General features: G+C 71.0%; 15 protein-coding genes. 8 read left to right on the top strand and 7 right to left on the bottom strand.

Annotated elements, in window-relative coordinates; translation table 11 throughout:
• Positions 1-8: 8 nt before the first annotated feature.
• Positions 9-3,713 (bottom strand): transcription-repair coupling factor, encoded by a 3,705-nt coding sequence (mfd, locus tag O7543_RS24085; RefSeq protein ID WP_281567259.1) that lies wholly within the window; start codon positions 3,711-3,713, stop codon positions 9-11.
• 153 nt (positions 3,714-3,866) lie between these two features.
• Here mfd and O7543_RS24080 point away from each other — a divergent pair, with 153 nt between their 5' ends.
• Positions 3,867-4,610: a cyclase family protein gene (locus O7543_RS24080; RefSeq protein WP_281567258.1), complete on the top strand. Its 744-nt coding sequence runs from the start codon at positions 3,867-3,869 to the stop codon at positions 4,608-4,610.
• A gap of 63 nt (positions 4,611-4,673) precedes the next feature.
• Here O7543_RS24080 and O7543_RS24075 read toward each other — a convergent pair whose 3' ends face one another.
• Positions 4,674-5,045, bottom strand: coding sequence for a hypothetical protein (locus O7543_RS24075; RefSeq protein ID WP_281567257.1), 372 nt, complete (start codon positions 5,043-5,045; stop codon positions 4,674-4,676).
• A gap of 212 nt (positions 5,046-5,257) precedes the next feature.
• On the opposite strand from O7543_RS24075, the gene O7543_RS24070 reads away from it, so the two are divergent.
• From O7543_RS24070 to ppc, 3 genes are all read left to right on the top strand, one after another.
• On the top strand, positions 5,258-5,482 hold the full coding sequence (locus tag O7543_RS24070; protein WP_278173860.1) for a winged helix-turn-helix domain-containing protein: 225 nt from the start codon (positions 5,258-5,260) through the stop codon (positions 5,480-5,482).
• Between the two features lie 54 nt (positions 5,483-5,536).
• Positions 5,537-6,502, top strand: coding sequence for a DUF559 domain-containing protein (locus O7543_RS24065; protein WP_281567256.1), 966 nt, complete (start codon positions 5,537-5,539; stop codon positions 6,500-6,502).
• Between the two features lie 276 nt (positions 6,503-6,778).
• Positions 6,779-9,688 (top strand): phosphoenolpyruvate carboxylase, encoded by a 2,910-nt coding sequence (gene ppc / locus O7543_RS24060; RefSeq protein WP_281551795.1) that lies wholly within the window; start codon positions 6,779-6,781, stop codon positions 9,686-9,688.
• A gap of 129 nt (positions 9,689-9,817) precedes the next feature.
• Here ppc and O7543_RS24055 read toward each other — a convergent pair whose 3' ends face one another.
• The 4 genes from O7543_RS24055 to O7543_RS24040 are packed head-to-tail and all read right to left on the bottom strand — an operon-like array spanning position 9,818 to position 13,416.
• Positions 9,818-10,516 carry an ABC transporter permease subunit gene (locus O7543_RS24055; protein WP_123606025.1) on the bottom strand — a complete coding sequence of 233 codons (699 nt, stop codon included), beginning with the start codon at positions 10,514-10,516 and terminating at the stop codon, positions 9,818-9,820.
• Positions 10,517-10,536: 20 nt separating this feature from the next.
• Positions 10,537-11,547 carry an ABC transporter ATP-binding protein gene (locus O7543_RS24050; RefSeq protein WP_281551796.1) on the bottom strand — a complete coding sequence of 337 codons (1,011 nt, stop codon included), beginning with the start codon at positions 11,545-11,547 and terminating at the stop codon, positions 10,537-10,539.
• The gene (locus O7543_RS24045; RefSeq protein WP_281555717.1) at positions 11,544-12,449 is read right to left on the bottom strand and encodes an ABC transporter permease; all 906 of its coding nucleotides are present in this window, start codon (positions 12,447-12,449) and stop codon (positions 11,544-11,546) included. Before O7543_RS24045 ends, O7543_RS24050 begins: the two co-directional genes overlap by 4 nt.
• A gap of 43 nt (positions 12,450-12,492) precedes the next feature.
• A complete protein-coding gene (locus O7543_RS24040; protein WP_281551797.1) occupies positions 12,493-13,416 on the bottom strand; it encodes an ABC transporter ATP-binding protein in 924 nt (307 codons plus the stop codon).
• A gap of 259 nt (positions 13,417-13,675) precedes the next feature.
• Between O7543_RS24040 and cysC the strand changes: the two genes are divergently transcribed.
• From cysC to galT, 4 genes are all read left to right on the top strand, one after another.
• The gene (cysC, locus tag O7543_RS24035; protein WP_281551798.1) at positions 13,676-15,205 is read left to right on the top strand and encodes an adenylyl-sulfate kinase; all 1,530 of its coding nucleotides are present in this window, start codon (positions 13,676-13,678) and stop codon (positions 15,203-15,205) included.
• Between the two features lie 151 nt (positions 15,206-15,356).
• Complete coding sequence (locus O7543_RS24030; protein WP_281567255.1) at positions 15,357-16,298, top strand: sulfotransferase domain-containing protein; 942 nt, start codon at positions 15,357-15,359, stop codon at positions 16,296-16,298.
• 130 nt (positions 16,299-16,428) lie between these two features.
• On the top strand, positions 16,429-17,208 hold the full coding sequence (locus O7543_RS24025) for a DeoR/GlpR family DNA-binding transcription regulator (RefSeq protein WP_281555718.1): 780 nt from the start codon (positions 16,429-16,431) through the stop codon (positions 17,206-17,208).
• Positions 17,209-17,220: 12 nt separating this feature from the next.
• A complete protein-coding gene (gene galT / locus O7543_RS24020) occupies positions 17,221-18,312 on the top strand; it encodes a galactose-1-phosphate uridylyltransferase (protein WP_281551800.1) in 1,092 nt (363 codons plus the stop codon).
• Between the two features lie 269 nt (positions 18,313-18,581).
• On the opposite strand, the gene O7543_RS24015 is transcribed toward galT, so the two are convergent.
• The gene (locus O7543_RS24015; RefSeq protein WP_281551801.1) at positions 18,582-19,799 is read right to left on the bottom strand and encodes an NADP-dependent isocitrate dehydrogenase; all 1,218 of its coding nucleotides are present in this window, start codon (positions 19,797-19,799) and stop codon (positions 18,582-18,584) included.
• Positions 19,800-19,853: the final 54 nt, after the last annotated feature.

The raw sequence follows: 19,853 nt of genomic DNA, 5'->3' as shown, positions 1-19,853 counted from the left end.
ACACTCTCTCACGCACCCCTACCGGCCGGTGCACCGACCCGGGCACTGTCCGTCGACAGTACGACACCCGTGGTCGGCGGGTCACCGAGCACGTCGCGCAGCAGCTGGGCGCACCAGTCCAGCAGCGCCTGGTCGCGCAGCGGCTCGCCGCCGATCCGCCGGGTCGTCGGCCGGGGCACGCTGACCTGGTCGGCGGCCGACTTGTAGACCGAGTCCGGGTGGTAACGCTTGAGCCGCAGCTGCTTCGAGTCGGGCAGCACCAGCGGGGCGAACCGGACATGCTTGCCCTGCATCGACACGTCTGTCAGCCCGTACGCCTTTGCCAGCAGCCGGAACCGCGCCACCGCCACCAGGTTGCCGACCTGCGCCGGTGGTTCGCCGTACCGGTCGGTCATCTCGGCGACGACCTCCTGCAGCGCGGCGGCGTCGCGGGCCCCGGCCAGCTTGCGGTACATCTCCAGGCGAAGCCGTTCCACGCCGATGTAGTCGTGCGGCAGGTGCGCGTCGACCGGCAGGTCGACCTTCACCTCGGCGGCCTCGGCGTCGTCGGGCGCCTCGCCCTTGAAGTTCTGCACCGCCTCGCCGACCATCCGCACATACAGGTCGAACCCGACGCCCTCGATGTGGCCGGACTGTTCGCCGCCGAGCAGGTTGCCGGCGCCCCGGATCTCCAGGTCCTTCATCGCCACGTACATGCCGGCGCCCAACTCGGTGTGCTGGGCGATGGTGGACAACCGCTCGTGCGCGTGCTCGGTCAACGGCTTCTCGCGCGGGTAGAGGAAATAGGCGTACGCCCGCTCCCGACCCCGACCGACCCGGCCCCGGATCTGGTGCAGTTGGGCCAGGCCGAGCAGGTCGGCCCGCTCCACGATCAGCGTGTTCGCGTTGGGGATGTCGATGCCGGACTCGACGATCGTGGTGCAGACCAGGACATCGAACTCCTTCTCCCAGAAGCCGACCATCACCTTCTCCAGGGCGTCCTCACCCATCTGACCGTGCGCCACCGCGACCCGAGCCTCCGGCACCAGCTCCCGTAGCCGCCGGGCCGCCTTGTCGATCGACTCGACCCGGTTGTGCAGGTAGAAGACCTGGCCGTCGCGGAGCAGCTCGCGGTGGATCGCGGCGGCGACCTGCTTGTCGTCGTACGCTCCAACGGCGGTCAGCACCGGGTGGCGCTCCTCCGGCGGGGTGGCGATCGTCGACATCTCCCGGATGCCGGTGATCGCCATCTCCAGGGTGCGCGGGATCGGCGTCGCCGACATGGTCAGCACGTCGACCGAGGTGCGCAGCGACTTCAGGTGCTCCTTGTGCTCCACCCCGAACCGCTGCTCCTCGTCGACGATGATCAGCCCGAGTGCCTTGAAGCGGGTGGCCGACTGCAGCAGCCGGTGGGTGCCGATGACGATGTCGGCGGTGCCCTCGGCGGCCATGGTCAGCGTCTGCTCGGTCTCCTTGGGGGTCTGGAACCGGGACAGCTGCCGAATCTCGACCGGGAACTGGGCCATCCGCTCGGCGAACGTGTTGTAGTGCTGCTGGGCGAGCAGCGTCGTCGGCACCAGCACCGCCACCTGCTTACCGTCCTGTACCGCCTTGAACGCCGCCCGTACCGCGATCTCGGTCTTGCCGTAACCGACATCGCCGCAGATCAGCCGGTCCATCGGGGTCGACTGCTGCATGTCGCCCTTGACCTCGTCGATCGCCGCCAGCTGGTCCGGAGTCTCGGTGTACGGGAAGGCGTCCTCCAGCTCCCGCTGCCACGGGGTGTCCGGGCCGAACGCGTGCCCCTTGGCGGCCTTGCGGGCCGCGTACAGCTGAATCAGCTGGGCGGCGATCTCCCGGACCGCCTTACGGGCCCGGGTCTTGGCCTTCTGCCAGTCCGAGCCGCCCATCTTGTGCAGCGTCGGCTGCTCCCCGCCGACGTAGCGGGACAGCTGGTCCAACTGGTCGGTCGGCACGAACAGCCGGTCGCCGGGCTGGCCGCGTTTGGCCGGCGCGTACTCGATGACCAGGTACTCCCGGTCGGCGCCGTTGACCTTGCGCTGCACCAGTTCGATGTAGCGGCCGATGCCGTGCTGCTCGTGCACGACGTGGTCGCCGGCGCGCAGCTCCAACGGGTCGATGGTGTTGCGCCGCCGGCTCGGCATCTTCCGCATGTCCTTGGTGGACGCGCCCCGGCCGCCGCTGATGTCGGCGCCGGTGACGATGGCGAGCCTGGCCCGTTCGGCGAGGAAACCGTTGCCGACCCGGCCGCAGGTGACGATCAGCTCGCCGGCTTTCGGCGCGTTTGGCACGGTCTCGGTGAGGGTCGCGCCGAGCCCGGCGTCGCGCAGCACGCTGACCGAGCGCTGCGCCGGCCCGTGCCCCTCGAAGACCAGCACCACCGACCAACCGTCACCGGTCCAGCGCAACAGGTCGTCGACGACCCGCGCGGTCTCGCCGTGGTAGAGCGGCGCTGGGACGGCGGCCAAGGCCATCGCGTCCCCGACGTCCGGGCTGACGCTCACCGGGGCCAGCGCGTCCTCCCACGGCGCGACGTCAGACGCCGGGTCGGTCGCGCTGTCGGCTTCCGCCAGGCCGAACGGGGACAGCGTCCACCACGGCTGGTCGAGCGCGGCGGCCACCGCGCGTACCTCGGCCAGGGCGCGGAAAGCGGCCGCGCCCAGGTCGATCGGGGCCTGGCCACCGACGGCGGCCGCAGCCCAGCTGGCCTCGAGAAACTCCGCCGAGGTACGGACCAGATCGTGCGCCCGGGTGCGGATCCGCTCCGGGTCGCAGAGCAGTACGTGCGTGTCGGCCGGCATGCAGTGCAGCAGCAGCTCCATGCTGTCGGTGCCGTCGAGCAGGGCCGGGGCGAGGGACTCCATGCCTTCGACCGGGATGCCCTCGGCTAGCTTGTCCAGGATCTCGCCGAGCTCGGGGTGCTGCTGGGCCAGCTCGGTGGCCCGCCGCCGGACCGGTTCGGTGAGCAGCAACTCGCGGCACGGCGGTGCCCACAGGCGGTCGACGGCTTCGATGGTGCGCTGGTCGGCGACGGCGAAGGTACGGATCTCCTCGACGTCGTCGCCCCAGAACTCGACCCGGGACGGGTGCTCGTCCGTCGGCGGGAACACGTCCAGGATGCCGCCGCGAACCGCGAACTCACCGCGCTTGGTGACCAGGTCGACCCGTGCGTACGCCATCGAGACCAGCCGGTCGACGACCTCCTCCAGGCTGGCCGCCCGTCCCGGTGCCAGCTGGACGGGTTCCAGGTCACCGAGCCCTTTGAGCTGAGGCTGCAGCACGGAGCGTACCGGGGCCACGACCACCCGCAGCGCACCGGTCACCCCGCGCGCCGACTCGGCATCCGGATGGGCGAGCCTGCGCAGCACCTCCAGCCGCCGCCCGACAGTGTCCGAGCGGGGCGACAGCCGCTCGTGCGGCAACGTCTCCCAGCTCGGGAAGACCGCCACCTGGCCGGCCGGCAGCAGGTCACCGAGGGCGGCGGCCAGGTCGTCGGCCTCCCGGCTGGTCGCGGTGACCGCCAGCACCGGTCGCCCCGCCCCGCCCGCCTGCGCCTCGGCGGCCACCGCCGCGACGGTGAACGGACGCAGCGCCGGCGGCGCGGTGACGTCCAACCCGTCCTTTTCCGGCGTGGCGATCTTGGCCAGATCCCGTACCCGGGTCAGGGCGGGATCGGCGAGGGCGGCGCTGAGCAGGCCGGCGAGCGCGGTCATGATCACAACCTTCGCGGTGGGATACGCCTTGCTGTGGTGCGCGCTTCGGCGGCGCGCACGCGACGACAACCCCACGCCCGGTCCGGGCGGGGGGGTCAGGCCTACCAGCCTATCCGCCCACCGATCCGCCCTCACCCACTAACCTCGCCGGACATGGGCACACCGACCAAGAAACGGTTCGTCGAACTCAGCCACGTCGTCCGGGACGGCATGGTCACCTATCCGGGACTACCCGCCCCGGCGATCACCGAGTGGCTCAGCCGGGAGGCCTCGGCCGAGCGGTACGCGGCCGGCACCACGTTCCGGATCAACCAGATCACGATGATCGGCAACACCGGCACGTACCTGGACGCCCCGTCGCACCGCTGGTCCGACGGGGCGGACCTGGCCGGGCTGCCGCTGGAAAAGCTGGCTGATCTCCCCGGCGTGGTGGTCCGGGTGCCGCCCTCGATGCGAGCGGTGGACGCCGCGCTGCTGCGCCCGCACCTGGCCGGGGCTGCCGTCGTCGGCGACACGGCCGCCGGCGACGGTACGGCCGCCGGCGGCGCGGTGGCGGGGCGGGCGGTGCTGCTGGACACCGGCTGGTCGGCACACTTCGGCACCGAGCGGTACGCCGACCCGGACCACCCGTACCTGACGGCAGACGGGGCGGAGCTGCTGGCCTCGGCCGGGGTTGCCCTGGTCGGCATCGACTCGATCAACATCGACGACACCGCACCCTCGGCCAACGGTGCCCGGCCGGCGCACAGCATCCTGCTGGCCGCCGGGATCCCGATCGTCGAGCACCTACGTGGGCTCGGCGAGCTACCGGCGTACGGGTTCCGGTTCAGCGCCGTACCGCCGATGTTCGCCGGGCTGGACACCGCGCCGGTCCACGCGTACGCCATCGTCGACTGACCGTACTGAACCTACGGTCGCCGACCGGCGACGCGCCGGCCTCGACCGTCAGCCGGTACCTCGTCAGGCTGCGCGGCGGCGTCGGGGCGCGACGTCGTCGCGCAGCAGTCGCGGGATGAGCCGGGTCAGGGCGAGCGCCTGCGCGCCGTCGACCGGCCACTGGTCGACGGCGCCACCGAGCCGAAATTCCAGTAGTACGCCGCCAGCCAGCACCGCCGCCGTACCGGTCGCGCCGGTCGGCTGCCTTCGGGCCGCCTGCGCTGGTTCGGCCGGGTCGAGTTGCCAGCGGCCGACGGCGACGTCCAGGCAGGGGTGCTCCGCTGCCGGGACGCGGTGCAGGCGAGACGAGTGCCAGGCGGCGCTGTCGGGCGTGGTGGCACAGTCGAGGCCGCGCAGACACCACGGCGGATGGGCACGCTTCGGTAGATTGCTCATGGGCCGGGGGTCCTTCCCGGTCAAGGCCCGGGATCACGGCGCGCCAACTCCACCCGGGCCGCCTACAAAGTCCTGCTCCACCCGGTTGCGAGCCAAGGAGAGCAGTACCGAGGTTACGACAGAGCGTCGACATTGTCGACACTGTCGACGTAATAGACGCTGTCGATCTTCAGTGGTCTACTTGGCGCTGCGAGCCAGGGAGACCAACCGACATGACCACGCCGAAGTACGAACGGGTGGCTTCCGCCATCCGAGCCCAGATTCGCTCAGGCGAGCTACGACCCGGTGACCAGCTGCCGACGACGCAAGGGCTCATCGAGCACTACGGCGTGTCGTACGGCTCGGTCAGGACGGCTCTGCTGATCCTCAAGGCCGAAGGTCTGATCGAAGGCCGCCAAGGCGAAGGTGTCTTCGTGCGGGAACAGTCGGATCGGTGACGTAACCGGCCGCCGGGGCAGCGGGAAGTCGTTCCTGGCCGGCAGGCTCTGCCGATGCCGGTCGCCGCCAGAATCCCCCGCGAGTTGAGGTTCGCCCCGTTCTCCGGCAGCCGAGCGGTGGCTGCTGGCCTGATCACCTGGCGGATGCTCCGCGGCCCTGCCTGGCAACGGCTGCTTCCCGACGTCTACGTGGAGGCAGCGTCGTACGACCCCGACGACCACCGGATGTGGTGCGAGGCGGTCGCGGTGAAACTGCCGATCGGCGGGGCGATCAGCGGGCTGAGCGCCGCGTACCTCTGCGGTGTCGACCTGCTTCCCCGCCGCAGCCCGGTGCACGTCACCCTGCCCCGATCGACTCGACCGAAACCCAACCGACAAATCGCGGTCACCTACGCCACGCTCGCTCCGACCGACGTCACGACGTTGTTCAACGACATACCGATGACCACCGAGGTGCGCACCGCGTTTGATCTGGGCAGGCTGCTGCCCCGCGCCGACGCACTCGCCGCACTCGACGCCATGTTGCACCGGCGCCTGCTGAGCCGCGAGGCCCTCACCCGCTACCTCGACACCAAAGCGGGTGCGCGCCTCGTTGCTCAACTGCGCGGACTCGTCGCGCTCGCCGAGCCGCTGGCCGAGTCGCCGATGGAGTCACGGCTCCGGCTCCTACTGCACGACGCCGGCCTGCCTCGCCCGACCCCACAGTACGAGGTGCGCCTTCCGCCGCCGGGGGTGGCGTCGTCGGCAGCGCGCCCCGGACCGCGAGGCCGCTTCATCGCCCGCGTCGACCTTGCTTACCCGCAGTGGCGGATCGCCATCGAATACGAGGGTGACCACCACCGGGAACGCATGACCTTCCGCCGGGACGTGACTCGCTACAACGCGCTGCAGGCGGCCGGCTGGTTGGTGGTGCGCTGCACGGCCGACGAGGTGCTCCGACAAAAAGAACAGCTCGCTCATAGTGTCCGCCGGGCGATCGCCGGACGGTCGCCGACCACAGCTGACGCCAAGATCATGTGAGCGCTATGGACGTCTCAGGGTCGCCGAGACGTCCATAGCGCTCACATGATCTTGCAGAGCGTGGACCCGACCTCGCCCAGACAACGGACAAGAGAAGCAGAAGCTCCGAAGAGCGCAGTAGGCGCAAGCAGCAGGAGGGGTTTTATAGGGACATTTCGGGACGGTACGCCGAACGTTGAGACAAGACTCACCAGTTTCCCCGTGGCCGGGGGGACGGCCGATAACATCCAAGTTGTCGGACAGCGCCGTCCTTCGTACTCGCGTGAGGAGCGCCCAGTGACTGAGCTGTCCGCAAACCCGATGCCCGACGCCCAGCAACTCGCCGCCACCCAACCCGCAAACGCCCAGCAACCCGGCGCCACCCAGGCCGGCAGCACGCAGGCCGGCACCGATGCTGCTGGCAGCGGTCAGGATCATGACGGGCCGGACGCGGCGCTGCGGGCCGACATCCGCCGGCTCGGCACCCTTCTCGGCCAAACGCTGGCCCGGCAGGAGGGCCAGCCGCTGCTCGACCTGGTCGAGGAAATCCGTACCCAGGTACGGAGCGACGCCGAGGCGGCCGCGGCCCGGCTCGCCGCGATGGACGTGACGACGGGTACGAAGCTGGCCCGCGCCTTCTCCACCTACTTCCACCTGGCGAACATCACCGAGCAGGTGCACCGCGCCCGGGACCTGCGCCGCCGCCGGGCCACCGAGGGTGGCTGGCTGGACAAGGCCGCGACCTTGATCTCCGCTCGCGGAGTGTCGGCCGACGAGATCGCCGCCGCCGCCCGCCGGCTCGCGGTACGCCCGGTGTTCACCGCGCATCCGACCGAGGCGGCCCGCCGGTCGATCCTGTCGAAGCTGCGGGCGGTCGCCGACGAGCTCGACGTGGAGATGTCCGAGGCGGTGCTGTACGGGGCCAGCGAACACGCCTCGTCGAGCAGCCGGCGCCTGGCCGAGCTGCTGGATCTGCTCTGGCAGACCGACGAGTTGCGGCTGGACCGCCCGGACCCGACCGACGAGGCCCGTAACGCCGTCTACTACCTGCGTGACCTGTACGCCGACGCCGCCCCGCAGGTACTCGACGACCTCGCCGACACGCTGCGCAGATTGGGCGTTGAAACCTCACCGACGTCACGGCCGTTGACCTTCGGCAGCTGGATCGGCGGCGACCGGGACGGTAACCCGTACGTCACCCCGGCGGTGACCCGGGACGTGTTGATGATCCAGCACGAGCACGGCATCCAGGCCACCGACGAGGCGATGGACGCGCTGATCAACGAGGTGTCGGTGTCCCGGCGGCTGCGCGGCGTCTCGCTGGACCTGTCGGCCAGCCTGGCCAAGGACCTGGACGCGTTGCCCGAGGTGGCGCCCCGGTTCCGGCGTACCAACGCGGAGGAGCCGTACCGGCTGAAGGCCCGGTGCGTGAAGGCGAAGCTGGCGAACACCCGGCTGCGGCTCAACCGGGGCACCGCGCACGTGCCGGGCCGTGACTACCGCGGCTCCGACGAGCTGCTGTCCGATCTGGAGCTGATGCGGGCGTCGCTGGCCCGCAACTCGGGTCAGCTGACCGCGGTCGGCAAACTGGCGTCTGCGATCCGCACGGTGTCGGCGTTCGGTCTGCACCTGGCGACGCTGGACGTACGCGAACACGCCGAGGCTCACCACGCGGTGCTGGCCCAGATGTACGCCCGGGTCGGCGAAGTGACCGACTACAACTCGTTGTCGCGGGCCGAGCGGACAAAGCTGCTGGCCGACGAGCTGACCGGCCGGCGACCGCTGTCCAGCATGGACGTTCCGTTGACCGAGTCGGCGCGCAAGACGTTCAACGTGTTCGGCACGATCCGCGAGGCGCAGCAGCGGTTCGGCCCGGAGGTCGTCGAGTCGTACATCATCTCGATGACGTTGGGCACCGACGACGTGCTGGCCGCTGCGGTGCTGGCCCGCGAAGCCGGCCTGGTCGACGTGCACAACGGGCTGGCCCGGGTCGGCTTCGTGCCGCTGCTGGAGACCCCGGCCGAGCTGGACTCCGGTGGCGACCTGCTGGACGAGCTGTTGTCGCTGCCGGCGTACCGGGCGATCGTGGCCGCGCGCGGCGAGGTGCAGGAGGTGATGCTGGGCTACTCCGACTCCAACAAGGAGGCCGGCATCACCACCAGTCAGTGGAAGATCCACCGGGCGCAGCGGGCACTGCGGGATGTGGCGGCCCGGCACGGCGTACGGCTGCGGTTGTTCCACGGTCGCGGCGGCACCGTCGGCCGGGGCGGCGGGCCGACGCACGAGGCGATCCTGGCCCAGCCGTACGGCACCCTGGACGGCTCGATCAAGGTGACCGAGCAGGGCGAGGTGATCTCCGACAAGTACACGATCCCCGCCCTGGCCCGGGAGAATCTTGAGTTGACGGTCGCGGCGGTGCTGCAGGCGACGCTGCTGCACACCGAGCCGCGCCAGCCGCTGGAGTTGCTGGAGAACTGGGACGCGGCGATGGACGTGGTCTCCGACTCGGCGTTCCGCTGCTACCGCTCGCTGGTCGAGGACCCGGACCTGCCGGCGTACTTCTGGGCGGCGACCCCGACCGAACTGCTGGGCGCGCTCAACATCGGCTCCCGGCCGGCGAAGCGGCCGAACACCGGCGCCGGGCTGGGTGGGCTGCGGGCCATCCCGTGGGTGTTCGGCTGGACCCAGTCGCGGCAGATCGTGCCCGGCTGGTTCGGGGTCGGCTCCGGGCTGGCCGCCGCCCGCGAGGCCGGTCTGTCCGACGTGCTGGGCGAGATGTTCGGGCAGTGGCACTTCTTCCGCACGTTCCTGTCGAACGTCGAGATGATGCTGACCAAGACCGACCTGAGCATCGCGCGGCGTTACGTGGAGACGCTGGTGCCGGGTCCGCTGCAGCCGATCTTCGACAAGATCACCGAGGAGTACGAACGCACGGTACGCGAGGTGCTGGCGATCACCGGCTCGTCGAGTCTGCTGCAGAACAACAACGTGCTGCAGCGCACCCTCGCGGTCCGGGACACCTACCTGGAGCCGCTGCACCACCTGCAGGTGGCGTTGCTGCGGCAGTACCGCGACTCGGGGGCGGCGACGCGGACGGTGGCGACCGCGCCGGGTGCCCGGCGGGCGCCGAGCGACAACACCGCGCTGGAGCGGGCCCTGCTGACCACGGTCAACGGCATCGCCGCCGGCATGCGCAACACCGGCTGACACCTGAGCCGGCGCACCGCAGACGTGGTGGGCTGGCGCACGGCAGACGCGGCCGGGCCGGCCGACCAGCGGGGAGACTGGTCGGCCGGCCCGGGCACCCCCGATGCGAGCCGCTCGGTGCGGTCGGGTTCAGCTGGTTTCGCCGGCCACGCTGAACGAACGGAGCCGGTCGATGGCGAGCAGGGTGAACAGCACCGCGATCACTGCGGTCATGATCACCGATACGGTGACCGACACCTGGCCGTCGAACAGTGTCGTGGCGGCCATCCGGTCGGCGAAGGTGACCACGTACTGCTGGACGGAGAGCACCTGGGTGCCGGAGACGATGTTGCCCAGCAGCCCTTCCCAGATCAGCACGTAGACCAGGCCGAGCAGCACCGGACGGCGGGTGACCAGGCTCAGCGCCACGAACAGCGCCGAGTACGCCAGCGCTCCGGCGGCGCTCGCGGCGGCCAGGGCCAGGCCGAGGCGCACCGATTCGGCGAGCACCCCGGCGACGTACAGCGGCACCGCGACGGTCAGCGTGGTGACACCGAACGCGACGACGAGCTTCGGCAGCACGATCTGCCAGCGCGGCAGCGGCTTGCTGAGTACGTGCACGATGGTGCCGTCGTCGATCTCCGAACCGAGCACCCCGGTGCCGACGATCAACGCCACCACCGGCAGCACCACGGCCAGGCCGAGCGCGATCAGGACCGGCTGGGCCCAGTTACCCGGCGCGACACCGAGCCACCGGCACAGGACGGCGAGGGCGATCACCAGCACCGGCAGCGGCAGCAGGAGCAGGAACCGGCGGCGGCCGAACAGCCCACGCGCGGTGATCCACATGACGGTCGAGTTCACGGCTCTCAGGCCTCCACGAGGTAGGAGAAGACGCTCTCCAGGGATTCGTCCGACGGCAGCAGGCGGTGCACCCGGATCCCTTCGGTCAGCGCGATCCGGGGCAGGGCGCGGGTGAAGCTGCCGTAGTCACCGGCCCGTACGGTGATCCCACCGCCCTTGGGCAGGTCGACGCCGGTGACCGAGTCGTGGCGCAGCAGTGCCACCGCCAGGGCCCGGTCGTCGCTGGACTGTACGGCGAACACGTGCGGCCGGTTGGTCATCAGCCGCCGGATGCTGCGGAAGTCGCCGGAGGCGGCCAGCCGGCCGGCGACCATCACCTGGACGGTGCCGGAAACCTGCTCGACCTCCTCCAGGATGTGCGAGCTGAACAGGATGGTCCGGCCGGCGTCGCCGAGTGAGTGCAGCAGCGTCATCATGTGCATCCGCTGGCGCGGGTCCATGCCGTTGAACGGCTCGTCGAGCAGCAGCACCGTCGGGTCGTGCACCAGCGCGGCGGCGACCCGGGTGCGCTGGCGCATCCCCTTGGAGTAGGTGCCAATCCGCCGGTCCTGCGCCGGAGTCATCTCGACCAGCTCGATCGCCCGCCGGGCGGCGGCCGCGGGGTCGGCCAGCTTGTGCAGCCGGGCGCTGGCCAGCACGAACTCGTACGCGGTGAGGAAGCCGTGCACCGCCTCCCGTTCGCTGACCAGCCCGAGTTTGCGGTAGACGCCCGGGTTGCGCCAGGTCGGTTCGCCGTCGACGGTGACGGTGCCCCGCGATGGCGGCAGGAAGCCGGCCATCATGTGCAGCAGCGTGGTCTTGCCGGCACCGTTCGGGCCGAGCAGGCCGGTGACCCCGGCACCGAGGGCCATGCTGACATCGTTGACCGCGACGACGTTGCCGTACCAGCGGGACACCCCGGCGAGCTCGATCGCGGCGGGGCGGCCGGCGGGGCCGGTAGCGGCGGTGGCGCCGGTCGCGGCGGGCGTGGCCGGGGGCGTGGCGGCCGGGCTGGAGGTCGAGGTTGAGGTGGTCATCGACGGGCCGCCTTCCGGTAGCGGGCGATCAGGGCGGCGATGCAGCCGGCGATCAGGACGAGGGTGACCAGCCCGTACAGCGGGCCGAAGCCGCCGAGGTCCTGACCGGTGCCGGCCTCGGTCACCAGGGCGTCCCGGAACAGCCAGATCCCGGTGCCCTGCACCAGGCTGGACGGGGCGGCCAGCCCGGCGAGCTGGTTGGCGGTGACCGACGGCAGCACCGACAGCACGCCGACGATCGGGGTGGTCATCAGGAAGACGGCGACCACGCCGCCGGCGGCGAACGCCCGTTTGCCGGTCACCGAGGCGATGACCAGGCCGATCGCGCTGAACACGCCCGCCCAGAGCACGGCGTACGCCAGGCCCGGCGCGAGGTCGGTGACCTCGTCCCACACCCCCGACCAGCCGGCGTCGGTGGTGAACGCGCCGCCGAGGAACATCACCAGCTGCGGCGCGCCGAGCAGCATGAACACGGCAGTGGCCAGTGCGGCGAACTTGGCCAGCGGGTAGTCGACGAGCCGCAGCGGCCGGGAGAAGTACAGCGGCAGTACACCGCTGCCGAGGTCGCGGGAGACCAGTTCGGGGGCGACCACCGCGACGAAGAAGATCACCAGCCAGCTCATCGTGTCGGCGAACTGCGCGTAGCTGAGCAGCACCTGGCCGATCTGGGCGCGGACGGCCACCAGGCCGGCGGCGGCGACGACCACCACCCCGACGATGAACCAGGGAAAGATCTTGGCCTTGGCGCTGCGGCCGAGGCCGAAGGCGGTACGCAGACTGTGCGCGTAGAGCGCGCCGACGACGTGCCGGCGACCGAGCCGGGCTCCGGTGTAGCGCTGGTATCCGATGTCGTGGATGACGCCGCCCGGCGCAGCGGTCGAGGTGCTGCCCGCAGCGGCCAGGCCGGCCGACGTCGGCCCGCTGCCACGGGCGGCGGTGAGCTGGTCAGACGTTGACACGGGAGTCCTCCGTGGTGGCGAAGAGTTCGGCGACCCGGTGCCGGCGCTGGTCGAGCCGGTGCAGCGGCAGGTCGAGTTCGACGACCGCGGTGAGAATCCGGTCGTACGCGTCGGAGCCGGTCTCGGCGGGCACCAGCAGCAGCTGGCCCTCCCGGCTGACCGGCAGGTCGGCCGCGGCCAGCCGGGCGGCCAGCGCCTCGGTGCCCTCGCTGACCTCGATCGCCAGCACGTCGCTGGCGGTGGTCATGTCGGACAGTTGGGCGGAGCGCAGCAGCCGACCGCCGTCGATGGCGATCAGCGAGTCGCAGATCCGCTCCACCTCGCCGAGCAGGTGCGAACAGACCAGCACCGAGATGCCGAACTCGGTGCCGATCCGGTGCACCAGGGCCAGCATGGCGTCGCGGCCGGCCGGGTCCAGGCCGTTTGTCGGCTCGTCCAGCAGCAGCAGATCCGGGTCGTGCACCAGCGCCTGGGCCAGTTTGACCCGCTGCTTCATGCCCGTGGAGTAGCCGCCGATCTGCCGGTAGCGCTCCTCGTAGAGCCCGACGTGGCGCAGCGCCTCGGAAGCCCGTTCCCGGGCCGCCGCGCGCGGCAGGCCGCTGATCCGCCCCAGGTGGGTGACGAACTCTGCGGCGCTGAGGTCCGGTGGCAGGCAGTCGTTCTCCGGCATGTAGCCGACCCGGGCACGGACCGCGTCGGCGTCGGTGGCGGGGTTCAGCCCAAGTACGCGGGCCTTTCCACTGGTCGGCGCGAGCAGGCCGAGCAGGATCTTGATCAGGGTCGACTTGCCGGCACCGTTGGCCCCGACGAGGCCGACGATGCCGGGCTGGACCTCGACGGTCAGGTCGGCCAGGGCCGTCACCCGCCCGCCGTACGTCTTGGTCAGCGCATCGGTCGCGATGAGAGTCACCCGGCCAGCGTATGGACTGCCGGCACGTCGTGGGATGGGGTTTCCCCCTGGAGGTTCCCTGAGGAGCACCCACGCCCTGCCATTAGGGGTGACACCACGAGCCCGAAGCCAAGCGTTGCTCTGGTTCGGCCCCGGGCGAGCCGTCGACATCCCGCGATGATGGTCGACATCCCGCGATGGTGGCAGAACTCGCCGTGCCAGTCTCGACCGACGGCCGGACGGCTGCGAAACTGTGAGTTCGATCCATTTGGGGGGTGTGATGACCGACGGCTGGGTGCTGCCTGACGACGTGCTACGGGACGCGCCGGCGTACACGCCGCGGCCGTTCGAGCTGGCCGACCTTGAGCTGATCCTGTCCGAGGCGTACGCCCCGCTGACCGGCTTCCACACCCGGGCCGATCTTGCCTCGCTGCGTAGTCGCGGCCGGCTGGCCGACGGCACCGCGTGGCCGGTGCCGGTCACCCTGGAGGTGCCGGCCGGCCTGGTCGCCGGGCTCGATCTGACGAATCCGCTGCTGCGGGTCCTGGTGCTCACCGACCCGGAGGGCGCGCCGGTGGCCGCGCTGGAGGTCACCGACGCCTGGCCGAGCCGGGAGGGCTTCTCAGCGGTCGGCGGCCGGGTGCGCCAGCTCGGCGACGGCACCGGCGGGCCGTTCCAACGGCTACGGCGCAGCCCGGCGGAGGTACGCGCGCTGCTGCCCCCGGGACGGGTGCTCGGGGTCATCGCCGACCGCCCGTTGCACCGACCGCAGTTGGCCCAGATCGCGCACGCCGCCCGTACCCTCGCCGCGCATCTGCTGATCCTGATCCCGGTCGCTGACGGCGGGGTCAGCGGGCTGCCGCCGGAGGTGCTGGTCCGCAGTGTCTTCGCGGCCCGGGACCGGATGCCACCGGCGACGCTGGTCGCGGTGCCGTTGACCCGGCGCGGTGACGAGATCCGGGACGCGCTGCTGCGGGCCCGGGTGGCCGCCGCGTACGGCGTCACCCATCTGCTGTCCACCGGCGAGATGCTCTCCGGCGGCGGCCCACGGGTGCTGGTGCCCCGGGAGTTGGCCTACGACAACCGGGACGGTCAGTGGCGCTGGCGCGACGACATCCCGCCGCGCAACCGGCGGCTGGCGCTCGACCAGGAGGAGATCGACGACCTGCTGGACCGGGGTTTTCCGTTGCCGGAGTGGCACACCCCGCCGGCGGTGGCCCGCGAGCTGGCCCGGGCCCGTCCGCCGCGCCGGCACCGTGGCCTGGTGGTGTTCTTCACCGGGCTGTCCGGCTCCGGCAAGTCGACCATCGCCCGGGGGGTGGCGGACGCGCTGCGGGAGAGCGGCGACCGGACCGTCACGCTGCTCGACGGGGACGTGGTACGCCGGGAGCTCTCCGCCGGGTTGACGTTCTCCAAGACGGACCGGGACCGTAACGTCCGTCGGATCGGCTGGGTCGCGTCCGAGGTCGGTCGGCACCACGGGGTGGCGATCTGCTGCCCGATCGCACCGTACGCCCAGGCCCGGGCGGTGGCCCGGCAGATGGCGAACGACGCCGGAGCCGGTTTCCTGCTGGTCTGGGTGGCGACCCCGTTGGAGGTCTGCGAGAGCCGTGACCGCAAGGGGTTGTACGCCAAGGCGCGGGCCGGCCAGCTGACCGGGATGACCGGGATCGACGATCCGTACGAGGAGCCGACTGATGCCGACCTGGTGCTGAACACCAGTGAGATGAGCATCGAGCAGGGCGTGCAGACGGTGCTGCAACACCTCACCGAAACGGGTTGGGTGGAGCCGCGACTGAAGTCGGCCTGACCCACGACATCCTCCTTTGTCGCCTTTTCTGCAGATGACGGCAAGTCAGCCGAGAGGCCACGCTTGTCCGGGTAGCGGCAGCGTTATCCGATAGATAGCGTTTTACGCTGCTCAGGCAGGACAGCCGCCCAGGCAGGACAGGAGAGGCGACATGCCGTTACGCAGTCGGATTCCCGAGCCGCTACGTCGGATCGTGCCCACCCGGTCCTGGTCGTACGGGCGGTGGACGGCCCCGAACCGGGTGCTGCCGTCGTTCCTGATCTGCGGCGGGCACCGGTGCGGGACGGCCGGGCTGCACCGGATACTGGCCGCTCATCCGCTGGTGCTGCGGGCGGCCCGGCGCGACGGGGTGAGCTTCTTCGACACCTCGTACGAGCGCGGCATCGACTGGTACCGGGGGCACTTCCCCCGCCAGCGCGCCGCCCGCCGGTTGCAACGACGCCACGGCGGCACCGCCAGCGCCTTCGAGACCAGCACCTACTACCTCTACCACCCGTACGCCGCACTGCGGATCGCCCGGGACCTGCCGGACGTGCGGCTTCTGGTACTGGTCCGCGATCCGGTGGACCGCGCCTGGTCGCACTTCCGGGTGGAACGGCTGGCCGGGCACGAGCCGGAGCCGTCGTTCGCTCGGGCGCTGGCGCTGGAGTCCGCGCGGCTACGCGGGCAGGAGGAACGCCTCGGCGTAGAGGCCGGGTACCGCAGCTTCGCCCACCAGCACCACGCGTACCGCCAGCGCGGCGAGTACGCCACCTACCTGGACCGGTTGGCCGGCCAGGTGGGTCGGGAGCGGATCTGCCTGGTGGAGGCCGAACGGCTGTGGACCACACCGGCCAGGGTGTACGGCGAGGTGCTGGACTTTCTCGGCCTGCCGAGGCTGGACGAGGTGCCGTGGCTGCCGCGGCCGACGGACTCGCCGGCCGTGGTCGACGGAGCACCCGGCGCACCGTCCGACGGTCTGCCGGTCGAGCCGCCCGGTGCCCGTACCCGTCGGGAGCTGGCCGACCACTACGCCCCGCACGACGCACGGCTCACCGACTGGCTCGGCCGTCCGCCGGTCTGGCGCAGCGCGGTGGCGGAAGCGTTCCGCTGACCCGGCTTCACCCAGCCATGAGCTCGTCGCCTACCCGGCCGGGGAGGCACTTCCGTTCGGCCGCACCTGCGCGATAGTGTTCGCATCTGTTGGATTGAGTGCGAGCCGGCGGAGGCAGGACGTGGTGCTGATGCTCGCGCCGCAGCGCCAGGCGGCGATCCTGGACCGGGTCCGGGCCGCCGGCGGAGTACGGGTCACCGACCTGGCCGTCGAGTTCGGCGTCTCGGACATGACGATCCGCCGGGACCTGGACGTCCTCGCCGACCGTGGGCTGCTGGCCAAGGTCCACGGCGGGGCCACCCTGGTCGATCCCGGGGCCACCGACGAGCCCGGGTTCGTGGCGAAGTCCGCCCGGCAGCAGGCCGAGAAGGCGGCGATCGCCGCGCGCGCCGCCGACCTGGTCGTCGCCGGCGGGGCGGTGGCGTTGTCGGCCGGCACCACCACGGTGGAGCTCGCCCGCCGGCTGGTCGACGTCCCCGGGCTGACGGTGGTGACCAACTCGATCCCGGTGGCCGACGTGTTCTACCGCGACGGTCGGGGCGACCGGACGGTGATCCTCACCGGTGGGGTGCGTACCCCCTCGGACGCGCTGGTCGGTCCGGTGGCCGTGACCGCCCTTCGCGACCTGCACGTGGACCTGCTCTTCCTCGGTGTGCACGGGATGAGCGAACGGGCCGGATACACCACCCCGAACCTTATGGAGTCCGACACCAACCGGGCGTTGATCATGGCGGCGGCCCGCCTGGTGGTGCTGGCCGACCACACCAAGTGGGACGTCGTGGGCATCTCCTCGATGGCGGAGCTGGCCGCGGCCCAGGTGGTGGTCAGCGACCCCGGACTACCCCCGCCGGCCCGCGACGTGCTGGCCGGACACGGCGTCGAGCTGTCGATCGCCGACCCACACCGATAGGAACTCAGCGCCGTGAAACGCAGTGCGGTACGGCTCGCCGACGGGCGGGAACTCCTCTACTTCGACGAGCGGGACGACGCCGTCCGGGAAGGCCCGGACCGGCGGGAGCTGCCGCCCCCGCCGCCCGCCTCGGAGCTTCGCTACGATCCGTTGACCGACGAGTGGGTGGCGATCGCCGCGCACCGGCAGACCCGGACCTTCCTGCCGCCGACCGACCAGTGCCCGCTGTGCCCGTCGCGGCCCGGCCGGTCCAGTGAGATTCCGGCGTACGACTACGACGTGGTGGTCTTCGAGAACCGGTTCCCGTCGCTGAGCGACCGGGTCGGTGACGGGACGGCCGGCTACCCCGGTGGTACGCCGTTCACCCCGACCCGGCCGGGTCTCGGGCGCTGCGAGGTGGTCTGCTTCACCGCCGAGCACGGCACCTCGTTCGCCGCGCTGGCCCCGACCCGGGTCCGCACCGTCGTCGACGCGCTGGCCGACCGGACCGCCGAACTGTCCGCGCTGGACGCGGTGGAGCAGGTGTTCTGTTTCGAGAACCGCGGCGTGGAGATCGGGGTGACCCTGCATCACCCGCACGGGCAGATCTACGCGTACCCGTTCGTGCCGCCGCGTACCCGGTCGATGCTGGCCGCCGCCCGACGGCACGCCGAGGCGACCGGCGGGCAGAACCTGTACGCGGACGTACTGGCCGCCGAGCGGGCGGCCGGGGTACGGGTGGTGGCGGCCAACGACCGGTGGACGGCGTACGTGCCGGCGGCGGCGCGCTGGCCGTTCGAGGTGCACCTGGCGCCGCACCGCCGGGTGCCGGACATCGCCGCGTTGGACGACGCCGAACGGGACGCCTTCGGGCCGCTCTACCTGGATGTGCTGCGCCGCTTCGACCGGCTCTTCGACAGCCGGCAGGGTACGCCGTACATCGCTGCGTGGCATCAGGCGCCGGTGCGTCACGAACGGGAGCTGGGTTACCTGCATCTGCAGGTGTTCACCATCCGGCGGGCGGCGGACAAGCTGAAGTACCTGGCCGGTTCGGAGTCGGCGATGGGCGTGTTCATCAACGACGTCCGGCCTGAACAGGCGGCGGCGCTGCTGCGCGACGCCTGACCGGGCCGGGACGCGTTCCACCGGACCCGACGTGTCTGACCGCGCCGGACGTGGTTGCGGGGGGCCCGGGACAGGGCCCCCCGCAGGGAAGGGACGGCAGGCTGCTGGTTCACAGCCGAGGATCGACCGTCAGCGTCATGTTGCTCAGGGCGACCGCCACCGGAAGATCCCCTTGGACGCGACTGGCACCACGTCCACCCTGTTCAACGATTCGCCGGAGGGTCCGGTGACGGTGCCGGCCGAGTGCTCGGACGCTCAGCCCCGAGGGCTCAGGCGCCCAGCCGCTTGGCCAGGTTGCCGTCGAGAGCCGCCATGAACTCGTCGGTGGTCAACCACGGAGCGTTACGGTCGATGAGCAGCGCCAGGTCCTTGGTCATCTGACCCGCCTCGACGGTCTCGACGCAGACCTGCTCGAGCGTGTTGGCGAACTCGGTCACCGCCGGAGTGCCGTCCAGCTTGCCGCGGTGGGCCAGACCCCGGGTCCAGGCGAAGATCGACGCGATCGGGTTGGTCGACGTCTTCTCGCCCTTCTGCCACTGCCGGTAGTGCCGGGTCACCGTGCCGTGCGCGGCCTCCGCCTCCACCGTACGGCCGTCCGGGGTCATCAGCACCGAGGTCATCAGCCCCAGTGAACCGAAGCCCTGGGCGACGGTGTCCGACTGCACGTCACCGTCGTAGTTCTTGCAGGCCCAGACGAAGCCGCCCTCCCACTTGAGCGCGGCGGCGACCATGTCGTCGATCAGCCGGTGCTCGTAGGTGATCCCGGCGGCGGCGAACTCGGTAGCGAACTCGGCCTCGTACACCTCGGCGAAGATGTCCTTGAACCGGCCGTCGTACGCCTTGAGGATGGTGTTCTTGGTCGACAGGTAGACCGGGTAGCCGCGGTCCAGGCCGTAGCGCAGCGAGGCACGCGCGAAATCGCGGATCGACTCGTCGAAGTTGTACATCCCCATCGCGACACCGCCGCCGGGGAAGTTGGCGACCTCCATCTCGACCGGGGCGCTGCCGTCGGCCGGGGTGTAGGTGATGGTCACCGTGCCCGGCCCGGGCACCACGAAGTCGGAGGCCTTGTACTGGTCGCCGTGCGCGTGCCGGCCGATGATGATCGGCTTGGTCCAGCCGGGCACCAGCCGGGGGACGTTCGACATGATGATCGGCTCGCGGAAGACCACGCCGCCGAGGATGTTCCGAATGGTGCCGTTCGGGGAGCGCCACATCTTCTTGAGGCCGAACTCCTCGACCCGGGCCTCGTCGGGGGTGATGGTGGCGCACTTGACGCCGACGCCGTGCTGCTTGATCGCGTTCGCGGCGTCCACCGTCACCTGGTCGTCGGTCTCGTCGCGGTACTGGATCGACAGGTCGTAGTAGTGCAGGTCGACGTCGAGGTAGGGCAGGATCAACTGCTCCCGGATCTGCTTCCAGATGATCCTGGTCATCTCGTCGCCGTCGAGCTCGACGACCGGGTTGGTTACCTTGATCTTCGCCATCGACCGGCGCTCCTCTCGGAAACTCGTGTTAGCAGTACGAGCGTACTGGATTGC

The organism is Solwaraspora sp. WMMA2080 (assembly GCF_027497395.1).
In the GTDB taxonomy this organism is placed as follows: Bacteria; Actinomycetota; Actinomycetes; order Mycobacteriales; family Micromonosporaceae; genus Micromonospora_E.
This window is presented reverse-complemented; position numbering and strand designations above follow the sequence as displayed.